General features: G+C 70.1%; 19 protein-coding genes. 10 read left to right on the top strand and 9 right to left on the bottom strand.

All coding sequences use genetic code 11. The features are described 5' to 3' along the window. The first annotated feature begins 48 nt into the window (after positions 1-48). Genes ACIBG8_RS12555 through ACIBG8_RS12570 form a run of 4 tightly spaced genes read left to right on the top strand, consistent with a single transcriptional unit; the run spans position 49 to position 4125 of the window. A complete protein-coding gene (locus tag ACIBG8_RS12555; protein ID WP_397342791.1) occupies positions 49-723 on the top strand; it encodes a response regulator transcription factor in 675 nt (224 codons plus the stop codon). Continuing rightward, positions 716-2065 (top strand): sensor histidine kinase, encoded by a 1350-nt coding sequence (locus tag ACIBG8_RS12560; RefSeq protein WP_397342792.1) that lies wholly within the window; start codon positions 716-718, stop codon positions 2063-2065. The genes ACIBG8_RS12555 and ACIBG8_RS12560 overlap by 8 nt, the downstream gene beginning before the upstream one ends. A gap of 45 nt (positions 2066-2110) precedes the next feature. After that, positions 2111-2725, top strand: coding sequence for a TetR/AcrR family transcriptional regulator (locus ACIBG8_RS12565; protein ID WP_397342793.1), 615 nt, complete (start codon positions 2111-2113; stop codon positions 2723-2725). Beyond that, positions 2722-4125, top strand: coding sequence for a pyridoxal phosphate-dependent decarboxylase family protein (locus ACIBG8_RS12570; protein WP_397342794.1), 1404 nt, complete (start codon positions 2722-2724; stop codon positions 4123-4125). Before ACIBG8_RS12565 ends, ACIBG8_RS12570 begins: the two co-directional genes overlap by 4 nt. Positions 4126-4230: 105 nt before the next feature. On the opposite strand, the gene folP is transcribed toward ACIBG8_RS12570, so the two are convergent. Together folP and ACIBG8_RS12580 are read right to left on the bottom strand one after the other, a co-directional pair. Next, positions 4231-5067 (bottom strand): dihydropteroate synthase, encoded by an 837-nt coding sequence (gene folP, locus ACIBG8_RS12575; RefSeq protein ID WP_397342795.1) that lies wholly within the window; start codon positions 5065-5067, stop codon positions 4231-4233. A gap of 257 nt (positions 5068-5324) precedes the next feature. Beyond that, positions 5325-6194, bottom strand: coding sequence for a LysR family transcriptional regulator (locus ACIBG8_RS12580; RefSeq protein WP_397342796.1), 870 nt, complete (start codon positions 6192-6194; stop codon positions 5325-5327). Positions 6195-6712: 518 nt separating this feature from the next. Here ACIBG8_RS12580 and ACIBG8_RS12585 point away from each other — a divergent pair. Both ACIBG8_RS12585 and ACIBG8_RS12590 read left to right on the top strand, forming a co-directional pair. Then, a complete protein-coding gene (locus tag ACIBG8_RS12585; RefSeq protein WP_397342797.1) occupies positions 6713-7756 on the top strand; it encodes a neutral zinc metallopeptidase in 1044 nt (347 codons plus the stop codon). 134 nt (positions 7757-7890) lie between these two features. Next, positions 7891-9414, top strand: a complete 1524-nt coding sequence (locus ACIBG8_RS12590; RefSeq protein WP_397342798.1) for an LCP family protein — start codon at positions 7891-7893, stop codon at positions 9412-9414. 73 nt (positions 9415-9487) lie between these two features. On the opposite strand, the gene ACIBG8_RS12595 is transcribed toward ACIBG8_RS12590, so the two are convergent. The 3 genes from ACIBG8_RS12595 to ACIBG8_RS12605 are packed head-to-tail and all read right to left on the bottom strand — an operon-like array spanning position 9488 to position 11074. Continuing rightward, positions 9488-10186, bottom strand: coding sequence for a maleylpyruvate isomerase family mycothiol-dependent enzyme (locus ACIBG8_RS12595; protein WP_397342799.1), 699 nt, complete (start codon positions 10184-10186; stop codon positions 9488-9490). A gap of 30 nt (positions 10187-10216) precedes the next feature. Further along, entirely contained in the window at positions 10217-10486 is a 270-nt protein-coding gene (locus ACIBG8_RS12600) for a hypothetical protein (protein ID WP_397342800.1), read from the bottom strand. A gap of 3 nt (positions 10487-10489) precedes the next feature. Beyond that, positions 10490-11074 carry a PadR family transcriptional regulator gene (locus ACIBG8_RS12605; protein ID WP_397342801.1) on the bottom strand — a complete coding sequence of 195 codons (585 nt, stop codon included), beginning with the start codon at positions 11072-11074 and terminating at the stop codon, positions 10490-10492. A 64-nt stretch (positions 11075-11138) separates the two neighbouring features. Here ACIBG8_RS12605 and ACIBG8_RS12610 point away from each other — a divergent pair, with 64 nt between their 5' ends. Continuing rightward, positions 11139-12302, top strand: a complete 1164-nt coding sequence (locus ACIBG8_RS12610) for an FAD-dependent oxidoreductase (protein ID WP_397342802.1) — start codon at positions 11139-11141, stop codon at positions 12300-12302. On the opposite strand, the gene ACIBG8_RS12615 is transcribed toward ACIBG8_RS12610, so the two are convergent. Beyond that, the gene (locus ACIBG8_RS12615; protein WP_397342803.1) at positions 12242-14278 is read right to left on the bottom strand and encodes a spermidine synthase; all 2037 of its coding nucleotides are present in this window, start codon (positions 14276-14278) and stop codon (positions 12242-12244) included. The genes ACIBG8_RS12610 and ACIBG8_RS12615 overlap by 61 nt on opposite strands. Positions 14279-14450: 172 nt before the next feature. Between ACIBG8_RS12615 and ACIBG8_RS12620 the strand changes: the two genes are divergently transcribed. After that, positions 14451-15809: a S8 family peptidase gene (locus ACIBG8_RS12620; RefSeq protein ID WP_397342804.1), complete on the top strand. Its 1359-nt coding sequence runs from the start codon at positions 14451-14453 to the stop codon at positions 15807-15809. Between the two features lie 392 nt (positions 15810-16201). Beyond that, on the top strand, positions 16202-16417 hold the full coding sequence (locus tag ACIBG8_RS12625) for a hypothetical protein (protein WP_397342805.1): 216 nt from the start codon (positions 16202-16204) through the stop codon (positions 16415-16417). Here ACIBG8_RS12625 and ACIBG8_RS12630 read toward each other — a convergent pair. After that, positions 16398-17123, bottom strand: coding sequence for an ABC transporter permease (locus tag ACIBG8_RS12630; RefSeq protein WP_397342806.1), 726 nt, complete (start codon positions 17121-17123; stop codon positions 16398-16400). The genes ACIBG8_RS12625 and ACIBG8_RS12630 overlap by 20 nt on opposite strands. After that, positions 17120-17830 (bottom strand): ABC transporter ATP-binding protein, encoded by a 711-nt coding sequence (locus tag ACIBG8_RS12635; RefSeq protein WP_397342807.1) that lies wholly within the window; start codon positions 17828-17830, stop codon positions 17120-17122. Before ACIBG8_RS12635 ends, ACIBG8_RS12630 begins: the two co-directional genes overlap by 4 nt. Positions 17831-17884: 54 nt before the next feature. Between ACIBG8_RS12635 and ACIBG8_RS12640 the strand changes: the two genes are divergently transcribed. Then, on the top strand, positions 17885-18526 hold the full coding sequence (locus ACIBG8_RS12640) for a TetR/AcrR family transcriptional regulator (protein WP_397342808.1): 642 nt from the start codon (positions 17885-17887) through the stop codon (positions 18524-18526). Here ACIBG8_RS12640 and ACIBG8_RS12645 read toward each other — a convergent pair. Beyond that, complete coding sequence (locus tag ACIBG8_RS12645) at positions 18510-18803, bottom strand: DUF4190 domain-containing protein (protein WP_397342809.1); 294 nt, start codon at positions 18801-18803, stop codon at positions 18510-18512. The two genes, ACIBG8_RS12640 and ACIBG8_RS12645, sit on opposite strands and share 17 nt — an antisense overlap. Positions 18804-18817 lie beyond the last annotated feature (14 nt).

The raw sequence follows: 18817 nt of genomic DNA on the forward strand, positions 1-18817 counted from the left end.
GAGATCGTTCTCAGCGTGCACTCAGCGGGACACGGCACTATGGGGGCTATGAGAGTTCTGGTCGTCGAGGATGAGCGGCGGATGGCCGCGGCCCTCCAGCGGGGGTTGCAGGCAGAGGGGTTCGCCGTCGACCTCTCCCACGACGGCGAGGACGGCCTGCACCAGGCCAGGCACGGCGACTACGACATCGTGGTGCTCGACATCATGCTGCCGCGCCTGTCCGGCTACAACGTGTGCAAGCAGTTGCGCGCCGAGGAGAACTGGGTGCCGATCCTCATGTTGTCCGCCAAGGACGGCGAGTACGACATGGCCGACGGCCTCGACCTGGGCGCCGACGACTACCTGACGAAGCCGTTCTCCTACGTGGTGCTGGTGGCCAGGCTGCGCGCGCTGCTGCGGCGCGACACGGGCCGCCGCCCCGCCGTGCTGGCGACCGGCGACCTGTCGCTCGACCCGGCCAAGCGCAAGGTGGCGCGCGGCGAGACGCCGATCGAGCTGACGCCGCGCGAGTTCGCGCTGCTGGAGTACCTGATGCGCAGGCACGACGAGGTCGTGTCGAAGTCGGAGATCCTCGAACACGTCTGGGACACCTTCGACACCGACCCCAACGTGGTCGAGGTCTACGTCGGCTACCTGCGACGCAAGATCGACGCCCCCTTCGGCAGGAACGCGCTCCAGACCGTGCGCGGCGCCGGATACCGCCTGGCCGGCGACGGTGGCTGAGTCCCCGCTGACGTGGTGGCGCAGGAAGAGCCTGCGGTTCAGGATCACCGCCGCCGCCTCGGCCGCGCTGGCCATCGCGCTGGCGATCTCGGCGTCCGTACTGCTGAGCGTGCTGACCAAGACGCTGATCGACACCGCGGACGAGTCGGTCAGGCTGCAGGCGCAGACCGTGCGGGTCAAGGCCGACAACGGGACGCTGACCAGCCCGGTAACCACCAACGACGGCACGATCGTGCAGGTCATGGACAAGGACGGGCGCATCACGCACGTCACCTACGGCACCGATCGGCTCGTCCCGCTGCTCAACGACCGGCGGCTGGCGCGCGCGCTGTCCTCGGGCGAGGCGGAGTTCCTGGACGGCCGGCCGTACGCGATCAACGGGGCGCTGCGGGTGGTGGCCATGCGCGCCGACCACGGGCAGATCGTGCTGGCCGCGCGGCCGATCAACGAGATCGACAGGAGCATCACGGTGGCGGGCCGGGTGCTGCTGGCGGGCACGCCGCTGCTGCTGATCCTGCTGGCCGGGGCGAGCTGGCTGATCGTCGGCAGGACGTTGCGCCCGATCGTCGCGCTGCGCAAGGGCGCCGCCGAGATCACCCACACGGCCAGGTCGCGGCGGCTGCCGGTGCCCGAGGCGCGCGACGAGGTGCACTCCCTGGCCACGACGCTCAACAGCATGCTGGCCAGGCTGGAGGAGGCCGAGGGCAGGCAACGGGCGCTGGTCTCCGACGCGGCGCACGAGCTGCGCAGCCCGCTGGCCAGCATCAGGCTGCAGCTCGAGGTGGCGCTCGGCCACCCCGAGGGCCAGGAGTGGCGCGAGACGGCCGAAGGCGTCCTGGAGGACACGCTGCGGCTGTCGCGCCTGGCCGAGGACCTGCTCGCGCTGGCCCGCCTCGACGAGCGGGGCGGCACCCCCGCGCGCAGCGACCCGGTGGCCCTGGACGAGGTGGTCAGGCAGGTGGTCGAGCGGTACGGCGAGGCCAGGCTGACCGCGTGCGACCCGGTCACCGTGCGGGGCGACGCCCTCGACCTGAGCCGGGTGCTGACCAACCTCATGGACAACGCGGTCAGGCACACCGCCTCGAAGGTGGAGGTGGCGCTGACCGCCGACGGCGTGCTGACCGTCACCGACGACGGGCCGGGCATCCCCTCCCCCGCGGACCGCGAGCGGGTGTTCAACCGCTTCACCCGCCTCGACTCCGGGCGCAGCCGCGACGAGGGCGGGGCCGGGCTCGGCCTGGCGATCGTGCGGGAGACGGTGCGCGCGCACGGCGGCACCGTCCACCTGGAGGACGCCGCGCCCGGCCTGCGGGCCGTGGTGCGGTTGCCACCGGTTCGCTGACGGCGCTTTACCCTCTCTCCATCAAGCGTTTGTTAGGCTGCCGGGGTGATTACTCGCGACAGTGAGCAGGCGGAGACGATCCTCAAGATCGCCACGCAGCTCTTCGCGGCGCTCGGGTACGACGGCACCTCGACGCGCCAGATCGCCGACGCCGCAGGGCTCAACGTGGCGACGGTCAACTACCACGTGGGCGGCAAGCGCGAGCTCTACCTGGCCGTCATGGAGCGCGCCCACCACACCGAGCGGACCGCGCTGGAGGAGGCGACGGCCGCGCTCGCTGCCGCCTCCCCGGCCGACGCGCCCGCCGCCCTGCACCGGCTGCTCGACCGGTACGTCGACCTGTGCGTGGAGCATCCGGAGATCCCGTCGCTGTGGATGCACCGGTGGCTGTCCGACGCGGGCGACATCACCTCGCTGGAGCAGGAGTACGTGCAGCCGCTGGTCAACGCGATCGGCGGGGCGCTGTCGGCGCTGCCCATCGACCGGGACGTGGACGTGGAGTACGCGCTGTGGTCGGTCATCTGGTGCGTGAACGGCTTCGCCAGGGGCGGGGTGCTGGACGCCGAGGGGCGCCGCAGGGGCGCCGGTGACGCGCGGGCCGTGCGCCGGTTCCGCGCGCACCTCCATCTGATGGTGCAGAGGATGCTGGGGCTGCCATGACCTTCTTCGAGCACGGCCTCGGCGCCGAGGGCCTGCCCGCCGAGCTGGCCGCGCTGCGCGCGCACGACCTGCCCGTGCGCGGCGGCAAGGTGACCGCCTACGTCTACGACACCGGGCGGCCCGGCGTGCACGCGGCGGCCGCTGCCGCCTACCTCGAGATGCTCGAGGTCAACATGCTCGACCCGACCGCCTTCCCCAGCATCGTGGAGATGGAGCGTCAGGTCGTCGGCGCGGTGGCCGAGCTGCTCGGCGGCGGGCACGGCATCTTCACCAGCGGCGGCACCGAGTCCGTCATGCTCGCCGTGAAGACGGCGCGGAAGCCCGGTGGCACGATCGTGGCGCCGGTGACCGCGCATCCCGCCTTCCACAAGGCGGCCGACTACCTGGGACTCGAGGTCGTGCCGGTGCCGGTCGACCTGAAGACGTTCCAGGTGGACCCGGCGGCGATGGCGAACGCCATCGACGAGCGCACGTGCCTGGTCGTGGTGTCCGCGCCGTCCTACCCGCAGGGGGTCGTCGACCCGGTCGCCGAGGTGGCGGCGATCGCCGCGGAGCGCGGGGTGCCGTGTCACGTGGACGCGTGCGTGGGCGGGTGGCTGCTGCCGTGGTTGCGGCTGGCGGGGGCGGAGGTGCCGCCGTTCGACCTGTCGGTGCCCGGGGTGACGTCGATCTCCTGCGACCTGCACAAGTTCGGCTACGCGCCGAAGGGGGCGTCGGTGGTGCTGTTCGCCGATCCGGCGATGCGGCGTAAGGCGTACTTCGCCTCGGCTGCCTGGCCGGGGTACACGGTGATCAACGCGACCGTGCAGAGCTCGCGGTCGGCGGGGTCGCTCGGTGGGGCGTGGGCGACGATGCGGGCGCTGGGCAGGGACGGGTACCTCGCGCTGGCGCGGGCCTGCCTGGAGGCGACCGTACGGCTGCGCGAGGGGATCGGGGCGATCGACGGGCTGCGGGTGCTCGGTGAGCCTTCGTCGTCGCTGGTGGCGTTCACGTCGGACACGATCGACGTGTTCGTGCTGGCTGACGAGGCGCGTCGGCGGGGGTGGTTCATCCAGCCGCAGCTGTCTTATGCGGGGATTCCCGCGAACCTGCACATCACCGTGACCGGGGTGACGTTGTCGGGGGTGTCGGCGATGCTGGAGGTGATCGCGGAGTCCGCCGCGGCGGCGTTGGAGCGTGGGCCTGCGGTGCTGCCCGAGGGGCTGGTGGAGCTGATCGCGGACCTGGACCTCGACGCGCTGGACGACGCCACGTTCGCGTCGCTGGCGGCTTCGGTGGGGATCGATCTGACCAGCAGGGACCAGCCGGAGATGGCGGTGGTCAACAAGGTGCTGGACGCCCTGCCCGCGAAGGTGCGCGAGTCGATCCTGGTCCGCTTCCTCTCGGTGATCTACAGCTGACCATTCCGCGCCCCCACCCCCGGCGCCCTTGCCCCCGTGATCTCGTTTCCCTCCACGATGGTTGTGGGGGTTGTGGGGGTTGTGGGGTTGTGGGGGTTGTGGGGGTCAGCGGTTGCTGAGGCGGGTGACTTCGGTGAGGGCGGTGCGGGCGGAGGCGGGGTCGTGGACGCGGAAGACGCGGGCGCCCTGCCACGCTGAGACGGCCAGGGTGGCCATCGTGCCCGCGTGTCGTTGGTCGACGGGGAGGCCGCCCAGGGTCTCCCCCACGAAGTCCTTGTTGGAGACGGCCACCAGCACCGGCCAGCCTGTCGCCGTCATCTCGTCCAGGCGGCGGCTCACCTCCAGGGAGTGGAAGGTGTTCTTGCCGAAGTCGTGCGCCGGATCGATGAGGATCGACTCGCGCTCCACCCCCGCCGCGACCGCCTTCTCGGCCAGCTCCGTGGTGAGGTCGATGACGTCCTGGACCACGTCGTCGTACGCGATGCGGTGCGGCCGCGTGCGGGGCTCGACGCGCCCCGCATGCGCGCACACCAGCCCGATGCCGTAGGAAGCCGCCACCTCGGCCAGCTCCGGGTCGACGCCGCCCCACGTGTCGTTGAGCAGGTGCGCGCCCGCCTTCGCCACCACCTCGCCGACCTCTGCCCGCCACGTGTCGACGCTGATGAGCAGGCCGGGGTGCCGGTCGCGGACCGCCTCCACGAGGTCGGCGACGCGCCGGATCTCCTCGCGGGCGTCCACCAGATCGCCTGGACCCGCCTTGACGCCCCCGATGTCCACGATGTCGGCCCCACCGGCCACGGCCCGGTCGACGGCCTCCAGGGCGGCGTCGAACCCGTAGGTGGCGCCCTTGTCGTAGAAGGAGTCGGGGGTACGGTTGACCACGGCCATCACCGCGAACTCCCCAGGGCCGAAAGCACGGCCGCCCAAGCGCAGAATGCTCATCACCGCGAGCGTATCGCAGGCGCGTTCGGCAGCGATCTCGCAGGAGTGGCGGTCGCCGCGACGGGGTTTCATCGATGAGGCAGAGGCACGCAACCGGCGGCTTCACGCGACGCCGTTGCGGCGGATCATGCGTCCGCTCGGTGAGCGTCTCCCTGGAAGGAGCCCGGTCCCGGTCGGCGGGTGGCGCGTGGTGCGGCTTGCCGTACAAGAAAGTCTCGAAACGGGCCCGGGTGGCGCGGTACCCGAGCGGGACGGAATCAGGCTGCGGAGCCCTTTTCCGCGGTCGCCAGGAAGTCCTGAGCGATCAGAGGTAGGCGGCGGCGGGCGTGGACGACTGCGATGACGCGGCGGACGGCGGGTTCCAGCGAGCGGACCACGAGCCCCGCCCTGCTGGCCTGCTCGGCCATCCCGCGGTACCAGAGCAACGACGCCTGCCCAGCCCTCACGGCACTGAGCCAGCCGTTGCGCTCGTCGGTCTCGAGCACCACGACGGGTGTCACGGCGTACTTGCCGAACATCGCGTCGAGCTCCCTGCGCCTGGTGCTGCCCCTAGCGGGGAGAGCCAGCCGCAGGCCGTCGAGCCGCGACATCGGCACCGGCGTGGGCAGGTCGAGTCCTGGGGGTGAGATGAGGACGATCTCCTGTCGTTCGAGGGGGTGGGTGATGAGGTCGGTGGGCACCGGCAGGTCGGTCAGACCGAGATCGGCCCGCTGGTCCCTGATGGCGCTGACCACGGCGTCCCTGCCGTCGCAGCGCACGATGTGCACGCGGACACCTGGATGCTCGGCCGCGTAGGCGGGCAGCAGCCGCCCCGCGAGTCCGGGCTCCAGGTTGGGGGTGGAGGCGATGCGGAGTTCCGCCTCCGAGGTGCCGCCGTGGCCGGCCAGGCCCTCGATCTCCCTTACGGCGTCGAGCGCCTCCCTCGCCAGCTTGACCACCCGCCGGCCCTGCGCGGTGACGACGACACCGCGTCCCGAGCGAGCGAACAGCGTCATGCCGAGCTCTCGCTCCAGATCCCGGATCGCGCGTGAAAGCGCAGGCTGCGCGATGTAGAGCGATCTGGCCGCGTCGGTCATGGTGCGGTGCTCCGCAGTCGCGACCACGTAGCGGAGCTGCTGCAGATTCATGTCACTGAAGCTAGGACAACGCCGACCGCTCGGTCCGGAACATAGCGGAGATCACCTCGAATGATTTCGGACTGTAACCGCATACTGCTACATCCGTGACGGGTGATAAATCAGTATGCTTCTGCCCCAAATTCGACAAAGGCTGGCAAGGGTCGGGCCGATACCGACAACGGGGCCGAGGGGGCGTCAGGATGGCAGGCAACGGGCAATATCCACCACCGCCCCATGGGCCAGGGCAGCCCCAGCGGCCACCCTCCCTCCCCTGGCCGCCACCCCAGCGCCAGGGCGCCGGGCAGTACCCACCCCAGGGCCCCCCTTACCCGCAGGGGCCGCCCGCGCAGAACCCGTACCCCCAGGGCCCCTACCCGCCGCAGAACCCTTACCCGCAGGGGCCGTACCCCCAGCAGGCCCCTCCCCCGCCGCCCCCGCAGGGCCAGCCGTACGGCGGGCCGTACCAGCAGGGGCCGCAGTACCCGCCCCAGGGCCCCGGGTGGACGCCGCCGCCACCACCGCCCCCGATGCCGCCGCGCCCCGGGCCCTACGGGCACTGGCAGCAGCCGCCGCGCAAGAAGTCCGGCGGCGCCGTCGCTGTGATCGGCGCGCTCCTCGGCACGATGGCCGCGCTGTTCGTGCTGCTCGTGATCGGCTCCGCCGTACTCAAGAAGAGCCACACCGAGGAACCGGCCAACCCGATCGCGCTCCCCACCTACACCCCGTCCGACCTCCCCAGCCCCGGCGAGACGAGCGACCCGGTCAAGCCGACCCGCAGGCCCACCCCGACGAACGACGACCAGCCGGACGTCGACCAGCCCCCGCAGCAGGTGGTGCTCAACAAGGGGCTGAAGGAGAACACGATGTACAAGTCCGGCGCGCTGCCCAACACCGCGTGCCCGGCGGGCAACGTGAACGTCTTCAACGGCGCCCAGCTCAAGGCGCTGATCATCAAGACCGGCCACTGTATGGACAAGGGCTGGAAGCAGATCCTGGAGAAGCAGGGCATCGACTGGAGCCCGCCCGGCTACGCGATCGCCGCCAAGCGCGGCAGGGGCGCGTGCGGCGACTACCCGTCGGCCGGGAGCATGGTGCCCTACTACTGCCCGCGCAACAACACGATCTACGCCTCCACCTCGGCGCTGGCCAAGGGCAGCGGCAACCAGATGGGCTACGGCCAGATCATCAGCTGGAGCGGCGGGATCATCAGCATGATGGCCCACGAGTACGGTCACCACGTGCAGAACCTGACCGGCATCCTGGACGCGCACTGGCAGAAGCACCTGGCCTCCAGCAGCGAGAGCGGACGGCTGGCGCTGAGCAGAAAATTGGAGCTCCAGGCGACGTGCTTCGGCGGCATGTGGATGCGGTCCGTCGCGGGCAGCTATCCGGTCAGCACGTCCAACCGGCAGTCGTTGTTCTCCTTCTACGGTCAGGTGGGCGACTGGCCCGGATATCCCCGTGACCACGGGAGTCGCACGAACAACTACCGGTGGTTCCGGCAGGGCTACGACAGGAACAAGTCGTACCAGTGCAATACGTGGCTGGCGCCGGCCTCGACGACCTCCTAGCTTTACGGGCCGTTCATCTCAGGTTGGGCACTTGTCGGTGTTGTCCCTATATGGGGGCTAGAATCACGGCAATCTTGTGGTCATCAGGGGGCAAACCCCGTGTTTTGCCTGGTAACACCTAAGAAGGAGCCGGTGTGAGGAAGCGTCCTGGGGGAGAGCCCGCCGCCGGCGGGAGAAAACGGCGCAGCACAACCCAGGGCCCGCGCTTCGCCAAACCCCTGAACCTGGGGTCGGTGCTGGGCTGGACGGCGCTGTCCATCCTGGTCCCCGGAATGGCCCACCTGCGCGCCGGGCACCGGCGAACGGGTTTCGCCCTTCTCGGCTCCTTCGGCGTGGTCCTTCTCGGCGCCCTCGTCTATGGACTGACGCGTGGCAGCGCCGGCGCCTTCGCCCGCCAGGACACCCTGCTGACCCTCATCATCGCCGCCTGGATCGGCGCGGTGTGCTGGTCGGTGCTGGTGATCGTCTCCTATGTCGCCCTCGGGCCCAACCGGCTGGACCAGACCCAGCAGATCATCTCGGGCATCCTGGTCGGCGTGCTCTGCGTCGGCGTGATGGCGCCTTTCGCCGTCGGCGCGACCACCCTCACCGCGGCCAGGGGCGCGATCCATGACATCTTCCGCCCCGGCGGTGACACCACCGACGGGGGCGAGCCGGTCAAGGAGATCAAGCAGGAGGATCCCTGGGACGGCAAGCCGCGGGTCAACTTCCTGCTCATCGGCGGTGACGCGGCGGGCAACCGTACCGGCGTCAGGACCGACAGCATGACGGTGGCCAGCGTGGACACCAAGACCGGCAACACGGTCATGTTCAGCCTCCCGCGCAACCTGCAGCACGTGCGCTTCCCGCCCACCTCGCCGCTGTCCAAGCACTTCCCCAACGGCTACATGGCCGAGCTGCCCAACGGCGGGCTGCTCAACGAGATCTGGCAGTTCGGCAACGACCACCCCGAGATCATGGGCGGCAAGAACCGGGGGCCGCGCGCCCTCATGGACGCCATCAGCCAGACCCTCGGCCTCAAGATCGACTACTACGCGCTGATCAACATGTACGGCTTCGTGGACCTGGTGGACGCCATCGGCGGCATCAAGATCAAGGTCGAGAAGGACATCCCGTGGGGCGGCCACTACGGCACCGCGGGGACCATCAAGGCCGGGTACCAGAAACTGACCGGCGAGGAGGCGCTCTGGTACGGGCGCTCGCGCGTGGTGGACGACGACTTCCACCGCATGGCCAGGCAGCGGTGCGTGATCGCCGCGTTCGCCAAGCAGGCGACGCCGGAGAAGATCCTGGCGAACTTCACCCACATCGCGTCGGCCGCCAAGAAGATGGCGCAGACCAACATCCCGGCCGACCTGGTGGAGCACATCGCCAACCTGGCGCTGAAGGTGAAGGGCGCCAAGATCACCAGCCTGCAGTTCGTGCCGCCGGAGTTCTACACGGGCTCGCCGGACTGGGTCAAGATCAGGCGCGCGGCGGCGAAGGCGCTGGCGGACTCCGCCAAGCCGTCACGGCAGGCGCTGGCCGCCAACGTGACCGCCTCCCCTGGCTCTCCCTCGGCCACGCCGAGCAGGACCCACGAGGCCACCCCGACCCAGACGCCGACGCAGAACACCAACAAGAACGCGAAGTCCCTCAACGAGATCTGCGGCATCTGACCGCGCTCTTGACGGCTTGAGCCGCCCGGATCCCGGCTGATCACCACGATCCGCCGGGATCCTTCCCATTGACCTACTGGGTGGACTCCCTGAGCAGCTGACGGAACGTCTCTGCCTCGCCGCTCGTTTCGACGGTGCCGCCTCTCCCCCACAACCACCGCAACACCTGCTCAGGCGACCCGGAGAACGTGGCGGCAGGCTCGTCGACCACCCCGTCGACGGCCCGCATCACGGAGCCATGCGTGTCCACGGTCCAGTTCCTCCCCCCGGCGGTCACGACCACCGGTCCCTGCCAACCAGCCGGGACCGGCATGTCGTACAGGCAGACCCTGAGCACCTCGTCCACCCCGTCCACCGCCAGCTCATCGCCCACCGCACTCCCCGGCCCCCCGAGGGCCTGCTCGGCGTCGATCCGGTGGATCACCGTCTCCTGAGCCATCCGCCGCATCCAGAACCCCACCGTCTGGTCGGGCGCGTGCCACGTCTTCGCCCACGCCTCCGGATCCCTGGCCGTGAGCTCCCCGGCCAGCTCGCCGTACGCCCGGTCGAGAACGTCCAGAGGCGCCTCACCCGACAGGTCAGGCGGCCAGTCGCCGGGCATCTCCCCCCGCCGGAGCGTCTCCACCTTGTGGAGATAGACCAGGGCGACATGCTCGGTCAGATCACCGACCGTCCAGTCAGGACAGCTCGGAACCGGCGCGTCCCCCGCAGCACCGGCCACGGCGGCGCGGAAGAGGACGAAGTCGTCGGCGAGGTGCTGGAGAAAGTCCACCCGCCAACCCAACCAGACCCCACCGACAGTTCACTTCCACTGGTACGCGAAGTAGCCGCCGAGCGCCGCGACGGCCTCGTCGGTCAGGTCGGGGTGGCGGCGGCGCATCTCCTCCCGGGCCCAGGCGGTCCCGGACTCCAGGGTGTGGTTCTCCCAGTCCACGGGGATGGCCACCATCTCCTGGACCAGCGCGTCGAGGGCGGGCAGGAGCTCAGGTCCTAGCGCCTGAGCCACGGCCTCGCCGTTCCTGCTCGGCCAGGGAGTGCTCGTCAGGTAGATCACGAGCGCGCGGCTGATCATCGGTCAGGCATGGCGTTCGAGTTCTTCCGCCGTCCAGGCCAGACGTCCGGCCTCCAGGTCGCCCACCACGCCGCGCAACCACGCGACCTCAGCCGCCGTCATCTCGCGCAGGTACTCGAACTCCAGCATGCTGATCCGCGGCAACCCGTCGGACGCCTGAGCGGCCAGGTTCGCGTCCATGTCCCGGAGCGTTCCAGAGACCGTCTCCAACCGCTCGCCCAGCGCGGAGACGATCTCCGGCACCGGCAGCATCAGCAGGTGCGACAGGGCGGCGGGAAACTGCGGGTACTCCTGCCGCGGCGTCCGCAGCATCTCCAGGAGCCACTCACGCGCCGCCGCCCGCCCCGACGCGGTGATCTCGTAGACGGTCCGCTCCGGGTACTGCTGGTCGCGCTCCGTCTCCCGCACCGCGATCAGGCCGCCGCCCGCCAGCCGCTCGATGGTGCGGTAGAGGCTCGATCGCTGCCCGACGTTGACGACCTGGTCCTTGCCCCACTGTTTGATCACCCGCTGCATGCCGTACGGATGCATCGGTTTGTACTGCAGCAGCGACAAGACCGTCAGCGCCAGCGGCGTCCCGGAAACCATGTCCCGAGGATACCCTCCAGGAGACTAGTTGACGACAAACTAGTTGCAGTGCAACTATTGAGCCATGACAACAGCATTGATCATCGGCGGCGGGATCGCCGGACCCGTCACCGCGATGGCCCTGCGCAGGGCGGGCATCGACGCGACCGTCCACGAGGCCTACGACAGCGCGTCCGACGGCGTCGGCGCCGCACTGACCCTCGCCCCCAACGGGCTCGCGGCCTTGAAGATCATCGGCGCCGACGAGGACGTCCAGGAGAAGGGCCTGCCCATCAGGGGCATGGTCACCTCGACGGCCACCGGCTTCCAGCTGGCCGAGGTGGGCGGGCTGGAGGGCCTGCCGCCGAGCCGCCTGATCAGCCGCGCCGACCTGTTCGCCGCCCTGCGCGACCGGGCGCTGGCCGCGGGCGTCCCGATCGTGTACGGCAAGCGCCTCGTGAGCGCCGAGGAGACGGCCGACGGCGTCACCGCCCACTTCGCGGACGGCACCACCGCCACCGGCGACCTCCTGGTCGGCGCGGACGGCATCAACTCCACGGTGCGCGGCCTGATCGACCCGCAGGCGCCAGGCCTGGAGCGGATCCCCCTGATCGGCATCGGCGCCACGGCCGACGTCAAGACGGACACCAAACCGGAGACCATGCACTTCGCCTTCGGCAAGGCGTTCATCGGCTACTGGTCGCTGCCGGACGGCAGGACCGGCTGGTTCACGAACCTGCCCCACGCGGAGGCGCTGAGCTACCAGCGGGCCCGCGCGATCCCGGGCGAGGAATGGCTGGACACGCTGCGCGAGACCGTCGGCGACGAGGTGCCCGGCCGCGAGCTCGTCGCGCACACCAGCCCCGAGAACCTCGTCGCGATCGGCGCGATGGAGGTGCTGCCGTCGGTGCCGCGCTGGTTCAGCGGGCGCATGGTGCTGGTCGGCGACTCGGCGCACGCGCCGTCGTCGAGCTCTGGGCAGGGCGCCTCACTGGCCGTCGAGAGCGCGATCCAGCTCGCCCGCTGCCTGCGCGACCTGCCCGACCTCGGCGAGGCGTTCGCCGCCTACGAGGAGCTCCGCCGTTCCCGCGTGGAGATGGTGGCGGCCAGGGCCGCCGCGCTCAACGACAAGAAGTCGGGCAAGGGCGAGGACACCGACCTGGAGACCCAGCTCGGCCCCGAGCAGCGCTACACGATCGACTGGGACGCGCCGGTCACCCGCGGCAGCAGCGCGAACGCCGCCACGTAGATGAGCCCGGCCACGATGAGCAGGCCCTGGTAGCCGATCACCAGGGCCAGATACTCCAGGCACCCGCCGAGCACAGCGCCGAGCAGGTTCGCGCCGAACGCCGACGTCGCGTCGGCGGTGTCGGTGAAACGTTTGGCGAACACCACGTTGGCCGCGAAGATCGGCAGGAACGCCACGAACACGGCGGCGACCGCGCGCACCGGCACGGGCAGCGACAGCAGCCACGCGTTGGGCACGAGCCAGGCGAGCACCAGGCCGCCGAGCAGCACGCCGTACATCACGGGCAGCGGTGGAGTGCGGAAGCGGCGGGTCACCTCGACGGCGGCGAGCACCGCGATCAGCACTCCGGCGAACACGATCGCGTTGACCACCCACGTGGTGCCGAACAGCAGCGCGAACCCGGTCACGCTCTTGGTCTCCAGCAGCAGGAACGCCACTCCGAGCAGGAACAGGTCCGCGTAGGGGCGCATGCGCTGGAACGGCCCGGCCACGACGCGTACGGCGAGCAGGCTGACGATGAGGATCAGGCTCAGCGTGATGAGGTAGAGCGGCGGGATCGTCCTGTCCTTCATGTACAGGAACGGACGGTCGTCGATCGCGGGGGCGGGGGTCCCGGCGACCGGCTGCCACGCCGACGCGCATCGCTGCCCTGCCGGGGTGAACCCGGCGGTGATCACGGCCTGCTGCCCGGCCGCGCTGACGATGTCCACGCAGGGGGTGTGGCCGAAGGCGTTGTTCATGGTCTGCGCCAGCCGTCCGACCAGCCATGTCTCACGGTAGTAGTTGTACATCGAGAACGCCCCGCCCGGTTTGAGGTGCTCGCGGGCGGCGCGCATGGCCTGCTCGGTGAACAGGTAGCTCTCCAGCCGCAGCGAGCTGGCCCCCGACACGAGCGTGAGCGAGTCGGGCAGGGCGAACAGGATGAGGTCGTACTTCTTGGACGTCCCCTCCAGATACGCCCGGCCGTCGGTGACGTAGGTGGTCACGCGCGGATCGGAGTAGGGGTGGTCGGGATGGTAGGTGCCGCCCAGTTCGCGAAGCTTGGGGTCGATCTCGACGGCGTCGATGCGCTTGGCGCCCTTGGTCAGCGCGATGGCGACGTCGGTGCCGCTGCCCGCCCCGACGATCAGCACGTCGTCGGGCGCCGCCGTGGCCCGCTCGTACGGCAGGGCGTACTGGCGCTCCCACTCCAGCCGCGCCTTGGCCGGTACGGCCTGCTGGTGCGGGATGCCGTTGACCTGGATGTCCATCACCGGCTGGCCGAGCTGCTCGAACTGCTTGTAGGTCACCTTGTAGTAGGGCGACCAGAGGGCGCCCGCGGTGAGCGTCTCCCCCAGCAGCAGCGCCACGACCGCCAGCGCGGGCACCGCCACGAAGGCGATGTATCCGGACAGGGGGCGAGGGGTCAGCAGCACCAGATAGGCGGCCGCCACGATGACGCCCCAGAACACCGGCGGCGCGCTGAGGAACGACAGCGCCGTGAACAGCGCGATCCCGCTCAGCGACCCGATCAGGTCGTAGCGATAGGCCTCGAGCCTGGGCAGCTCGGGAAAGCACCGCCCGACCAGCTCGGCGGGCCCCATCAGCACGGCGGCGGCCGCGCAGAAGATCACCGGCAGGATCAGCCAGGCGGGCGGCCCGGAGGTCGACAGGCTCGTCCAGTAGAGGACGCCCTCCGTCTCGCGGTCCACCGTCACCGGGAACAGCGTCACCACGAGCACCAGCGCGAACAGCACGACGGGCGAGTAGTACGGCTGGCGCCGCGACCTGCCCACCCGCAGGAAGCCGAGCCCGATGCCCAGGAACGAGCCGAGCAGCACGAAGTTGGTGAAGTAGCTGAGGTGGACGATGTTCGATCCGGTCCACCTGATCAGCGCCAGTTCCAGGAAGAGCATGAATCCGCTGGCGAGGACCAGCCGGGGCCGCACCCCGAGCAGAGCGGGCTTCGAATCGACGGGTTTCGCCTCCACGGTCATGACGACTGAAGGTAGTGGCTGGACCAAAAACAGGGAAGCCCGGCTACGACGTCCAGTTCGCACGGTTTTGCCGTATTCCAGCAGGTCACAACACTAGAGATGCGCTGGACGCGCCCCCGCAGATGAAGGAATGTTGGTTGGTTCGTTCCCTCCAAAAAAACGGTGGTGCTTCATGCGGGTCATCATCCAGCTACGCCCCTCACCCGATCTCGTCGCGGCCGTCGCCGACCCCGATCGGGTCGCCACCACGGCGGACGTCGCGGACGGCCTCCCCGGAGTCGAGCTCGACGCCTCCTTCGTCCCGGTCGCGGTGCCCCGCCCGGTTCCCCGGGCAGGCGGCGATCCACTCTCACTCAACCAGGAGCTCGACTTCTCCCTCGCCGCCGAGGACGCCTCCGTCCTGGTCCGCGGCACCATCTCCGACGACGAGCTGGCCACCCGCGTGACCCTGCTGCCGTCCATGCGCCCCGACATCGTCGGCATCTACGCCGACCCGGTCATCTCCTCCACGCTCACCTGCGGCGGCGACGCGCCCGTCGGCGACTGGCACGACGTCGAGCGGCTGCTCAACGTCGCGGCGCTGAACGCCGAGGGTCTCGACGGCGCGGGGGTGGCGCTGGCCGTACTCGACACCGGGATCAACGCCGCGCACGTCGCCAGGCACCTGGGCAGGGGCGTCACGCTCGACGCCGAGCGCAGCTGGAACCCGGCCGGGGTCGACGGGCGGCCCGGCCAGTTCCCGGTCGACCACGGCACGATGTGCGCGTTCGACACGATGATCGGCGCGCCGCAGGCTTCGCTGATCGACATCCCGGTGCTGCTGTCCACGCGGCCCGGCGGGTCGGCGCTGGACGGGCTGCTGTCGGACGCGGTGGCGGCCTTCGCGCACCTGCGTACCGTCCTGGACGCGCAGCCCGCCTCCAGCAGGGCGCTGGTGATCAGCAACTCGTGGGGGTCCTTCTCCCCCGAGTGGGACTTCCCTGTCGGGCATCCGGGCAACTACTCCGACAACGCGGCGCACCCGTTCAACCTCATCGTCGCCTCGCTCGACCGGGCGGGGGCCGACGTGCTGTTCGCGGCGGGCAACTGCGGGGTGGAGTGCAAGGACGGGCGGTGCGCTTATCCGAACCGGCCGATCGTGGGGGCCAACTCCCACCCCAGGGCGCTGTCGATCGGCGGCGTGGACACCAACGGGGAGCGGGTGGGGTACTCGTCGCAGGGGCCTGGGCGGTTGACGGCGCGTAAGCCTGATGTTTGCGCGTATACGCACTTCTCGGGGTCCAAGGCGTTCGGGGACGAGGAGCCGGACTCGGGCACCTCGGCCGCCACGCCGGTGGCGGCGGGGCTGGTGGCGGCGATCAGGACGCAGTGGCCTACGACGCGGCTGTCTCCGGCGCAGTTGCGCGCACTGCTGCGCCGTACCGCGGAGGATCGTAGTGAGGTGGGGTTCGACTACGACTACGGTTACGGCACGGTGGACACGGCCAACATCATCGCCGCCCTCCAGCGCAGGACCAAGCGCGTCTCCTGACCCACCGCACGCCTTCCCGCAGAAACTTCTCTCGGGAGGAGAGCGCACGGTCCCGCAGAAGGACCGCGACCCCCTCCCGCCCTGAGGGGTTGGCCGCCGTGGCAGGCCGCCGGGCTCCGCCGTACCCCTCCTCGCCGACGCGGCGGAGAGGGGTGCGGGTTGCCGTCCTTTCACGAGACCGCCTCCACGCGCGGAGAGCCGCGGTGGTGGCGCGCCCGACCGCATGGAGCGTGCAGGGAGGCCGTGTGGCGCGCCAGACCACGTGGAGCAACCAGACGCGCGGTGGTGGCGCGGCTGATCGGGTGAAGCGAGCAGGGGCTGTGATGCGCCCGGCCATGTGAGGCGGTGGCGGACCCGGGCGGGTGGAGTGGGTGGGGGCGTAGCGTGGGGGGATGGCCCTTATCACCGTACGGCTGGAGCGGGACGCCACCCTGGCGCGCGCGATCGAACGGCTAGGCCTCGACGAGCGCGACGTCGACACCGCCTACGGCCTGGTGCTGATCGACCCCGACCAGCACCTCTACGCCCTCCGGGTCAGCGACGACGCAGGCACCTTCGCCGACCCCAAGATCGAGCCCTACGGCCCGCCTAAGCGTTCTCCCGATTGAACACCCGTGTCCCCACCACCAGGCTGACCAGAGCGAACACGCCGATCACGCCCACACCCACACCCACCGTCGCGTTCAGGTAGTCGCCCGCGAACAGCCGCCGCATCGCCTCAACCACGTAGCGGAACGGGCTGACATACGACAGCGCGTTCAACCACCCAGGCGCCATCGACATCGGCAGGAACGCCCCCGACAGCAGCGTCAGCGGCACCACGATCGTCGACATGACCGGCGCGAACAGATGCTCGTTCATCGTCAGCGCCGCCGCATAGGACAGCGCCGCCAGGCTCACCCCCATGACGACCACCAGCACCAGCCCCGCCAGCACCCCGGCCACCGGAGCCCGCAAGCCCATCGCGTAACCGACCACGACCAGCAGCACGGTCTGCACCACCAGCGTCAGCGCGTTGCTGAGCACCCGCCCCAGCAGCAGCGCGACCCGGCTCGCCGGAGTGACCCGCATCCGCTCCAGCACCCCCGACCGGAAGTCGAAGACGATGCCGAACCCCGCCAGCCCGGCGCTGAACAGCGCGAGCTGCACGATCAGCCCGGGAACCAGCGTCTCCCACGTGCCGATGGACACGAACAGCGGCCCGAACAGCACCAGGTAGAGCAGCGGCTGCGCGGCCCCGAACAGGATGCCGTACTTGGCGCGCAGCGTAATCTTGGCGTTGTGCGAGAACAGCACCCAGGTGTCGCGCATCATGACAGCACCGCCAGGAACGCCTCGTCCAGCGTGCGGCCGCCCTTGACCTCGGACGGCGTGCCCTCGGCCACGATGCGCCCGCCGTCGATGATCAGCAGCCGGTCGCACAGCGCGTCGGCCTCGTCGAGGTAGTGGGTGGTCAGGAAGACCGTCATGCCGTGGTCGGCGCGCAACTTCCTGACGTGGTCCCACAGGTGCGCACGGCTCTGCGGGTCGAGGCCGGTGGTGGGCTCGTCGAGGAAGAGCAGCACGGGGTCGTGCATGAGGCCGAAGGCGATGTCGAACCGCCGCCGCTGCCCGCCGGACAGCGCGCCGCCCGGCATGGCCTCCATGCCGTCCAGCTCCAGCATGTCGAGGACCCTGCCGAGGCGTTTTCTGGCTTCCGTACGGCTCAGGCCGTACAGCATGGCGTGCAGCTGGAGCTCGTCGCCGACCGGGTTGACCGGGTTGATCCCGCCGGACTGCGACACGTAGCCGACGCGCCGCCGTACCTCTCCCGGCTCGGCCAGCAGGTCGTGCCCGGCCACGGTCGCGCGGCCGGAGGTGGGGGTGAGCAGGGTGGTGAGCATGCGCATCGTCGTCGTCTTGCCGGCGCCGTTGGGGCCGAGGAAGCCCACGATCTCGCCGGGCGCGACGGTGAGGTCCACACCCCTGACGGCTTCCGCGCCGCCTTTGAAGGTCTTGGTCAGGCCATGGGTTTCGATCACGAAAGTTAGAGTAGCTTAAATTTTGGTGTCGATGCAAAGTTGTATGATGTCCACGTGGAAGAGGGACTGCGGGAGCGGAAGAAGCGCGAGACCAAGCAGCGCATCGCGGACATGGCGATGGGGCTGTTCATGACGCACGGGTTCGAGAAGGTGACGGTGGCCGAGGTGGCGCGGGTGGCCGACGTGTCGGTCAACACCGTGTTCAACTACTTCGGCACGAAGGAGGACCTGTTCTACGACCGGGCCGACGAGGCGGAGGACCTGCCGAGCAGGGTCGTGCGCGAGCGGCGTCCCGGCGAGAGCGTCCTGGAGGCCTTCCACCGCGACTACCTCGAGTCCATGGAGGCGCGCGACTGGCGCTACGGGCTCAACGAGGGGTCGGACGTGTTCGGCCGCATGGTGGGCGAGAGCCCGACGCTGACGGCGCGCATGCGTGAGCTGGAGGTGGCCAGGATGAACACGCTGGCGGCGACGCTGGCCGAGGAGTTCGACGCCGATCCGGACGACATGACGCCGACCGTGGTCGCCATGCAGGTCCTCACCACGCTCACCGTGCTGTCCAGGCGCTCGGTGCGGCGGCTGATGGCCGGGGAGAGCTGGGCGGAGATCCTGCCGTGGCTGCGCGAGCAGGCGGAGGCGGCCTTCGCGCTGCTGGAGAAGGGGATCGGGTCCTACGGTGCTACGACGTCGACATGACGGCGCCCAGCCCGCCGACGACCGCGAGGATCACGAAGAGGCCGATCCCGATCAGCATGAGAATGGTCGCGATCATGCCGCAGATGCGGCCGGCCGTGACCATGCCGCGGTTCTCGTAGGTGTAGCCGCTCTCGTCCATCTCGGCGAGGGCCCGGTTGCCCATGACCCAGGCGAACGGGCCGAGGAATCCGCAGACGACCAGGCTGAGGATGCCGAGGACCAGGATCGTGGTGCCGTTGGGGTGCTGGGCCTGGCCACCGTACTGGGGATAGGACATGGCGCGGTTATACC

Origin of the sequence: Nonomuraea sp. NPDC050556, from assembly GCF_044457355.1 — a bacterium.
Classification (GTDB): domain Bacteria; phylum Actinomycetota; class Actinomycetes; order Streptosporangiales; family Streptosporangiaceae; genus Nonomuraea.

Excerpts from the sequence above, each read along its gene's own strand:
- ACIBG8_RS12555 (WP_397342791.1), top strand. The coding sequence starts at position 49 with ATGAGAGTTCTGGTCGTCGAGGATGAGCGGCGGATGGCCGCGGCCCTC.
- ACIBG8_RS12570 (WP_397342794.1), top strand. The coding sequence starts at position 2,722 with ATGACCTTCTTCGAGCACGGCCTCGGCGCCGAGGGCCTGCCCGCCGAG.
- folP (WP_397342795.1), bottom strand. The coding sequence starts at position 5,067 with ATGAGCATTCTGCGCTTGGGCGGCCGTGCTTTCGGCCCTGGGGAGTTC.
- ACIBG8_RS12580 (WP_397342796.1), bottom strand. The coding sequence starts at position 6,194 with ATGAATCTGCAGCAGCTCCGCTACGTGGTCGCGACTGCGGAGCACCGC.
- ACIBG8_RS12585 (WP_397342797.1), top strand. The coding sequence starts at position 6,713 with ATGCCGCCGCGCCCCGGGCCCTACGGGCACTGGCAGCAGCCGCCGCGC.
- ACIBG8_RS12600 (WP_397342800.1), bottom strand. The coding sequence starts at position 10,486 with ATGATCAGCCGCGCGCTCGTGATCTACCTGACGAGCACTCCCTGGCCG.
- ACIBG8_RS12605 (WP_397342801.1), bottom strand. The coding sequence starts at position 11,074 with ATGGTTTCCGGGACGCCGCTGGCGCTGACGGTCTTGTCGCTGCTGCAG.
- ACIBG8_RS12610 (WP_397342802.1), top strand. The coding sequence starts at position 11,139 with ATGACAACAGCATTGATCATCGGCGGCGGGATCGCCGGACCCGTCACC.
- ACIBG8_RS12615 (WP_397342803.1), bottom strand. The coding sequence starts at position 14,278 with ATGACCGTGGAGGCGAAACCCGTCGATTCGAAGCCCGCTCTGCTCGGG.
- ACIBG8_RS12620 (WP_397342804.1), top strand. The coding sequence starts at position 14,451 with ATGCGGGTCATCATCCAGCTACGCCCCTCACCCGATCTCGTCGCGGCC.
- ACIBG8_RS12625 (WP_397342805.1), top strand. The coding sequence starts at position 16,202 with ATGGCCCTTATCACCGTACGGCTGGAGCGGGACGCCACCCTGGCGCGC.
- ACIBG8_RS12630 (WP_397342806.1), bottom strand. The coding sequence starts at position 17,123 with ATGATGCGCGACACCTGGGTGCTGTTCTCGCACAACGCCAAGATTACG.
- ACIBG8_RS12645 (WP_397342809.1), bottom strand. The coding sequence starts at position 18,803 with ATGTCCTATCCCCAGTACGGTGGCCAGGCCCAGCACCCCAACGGCACC.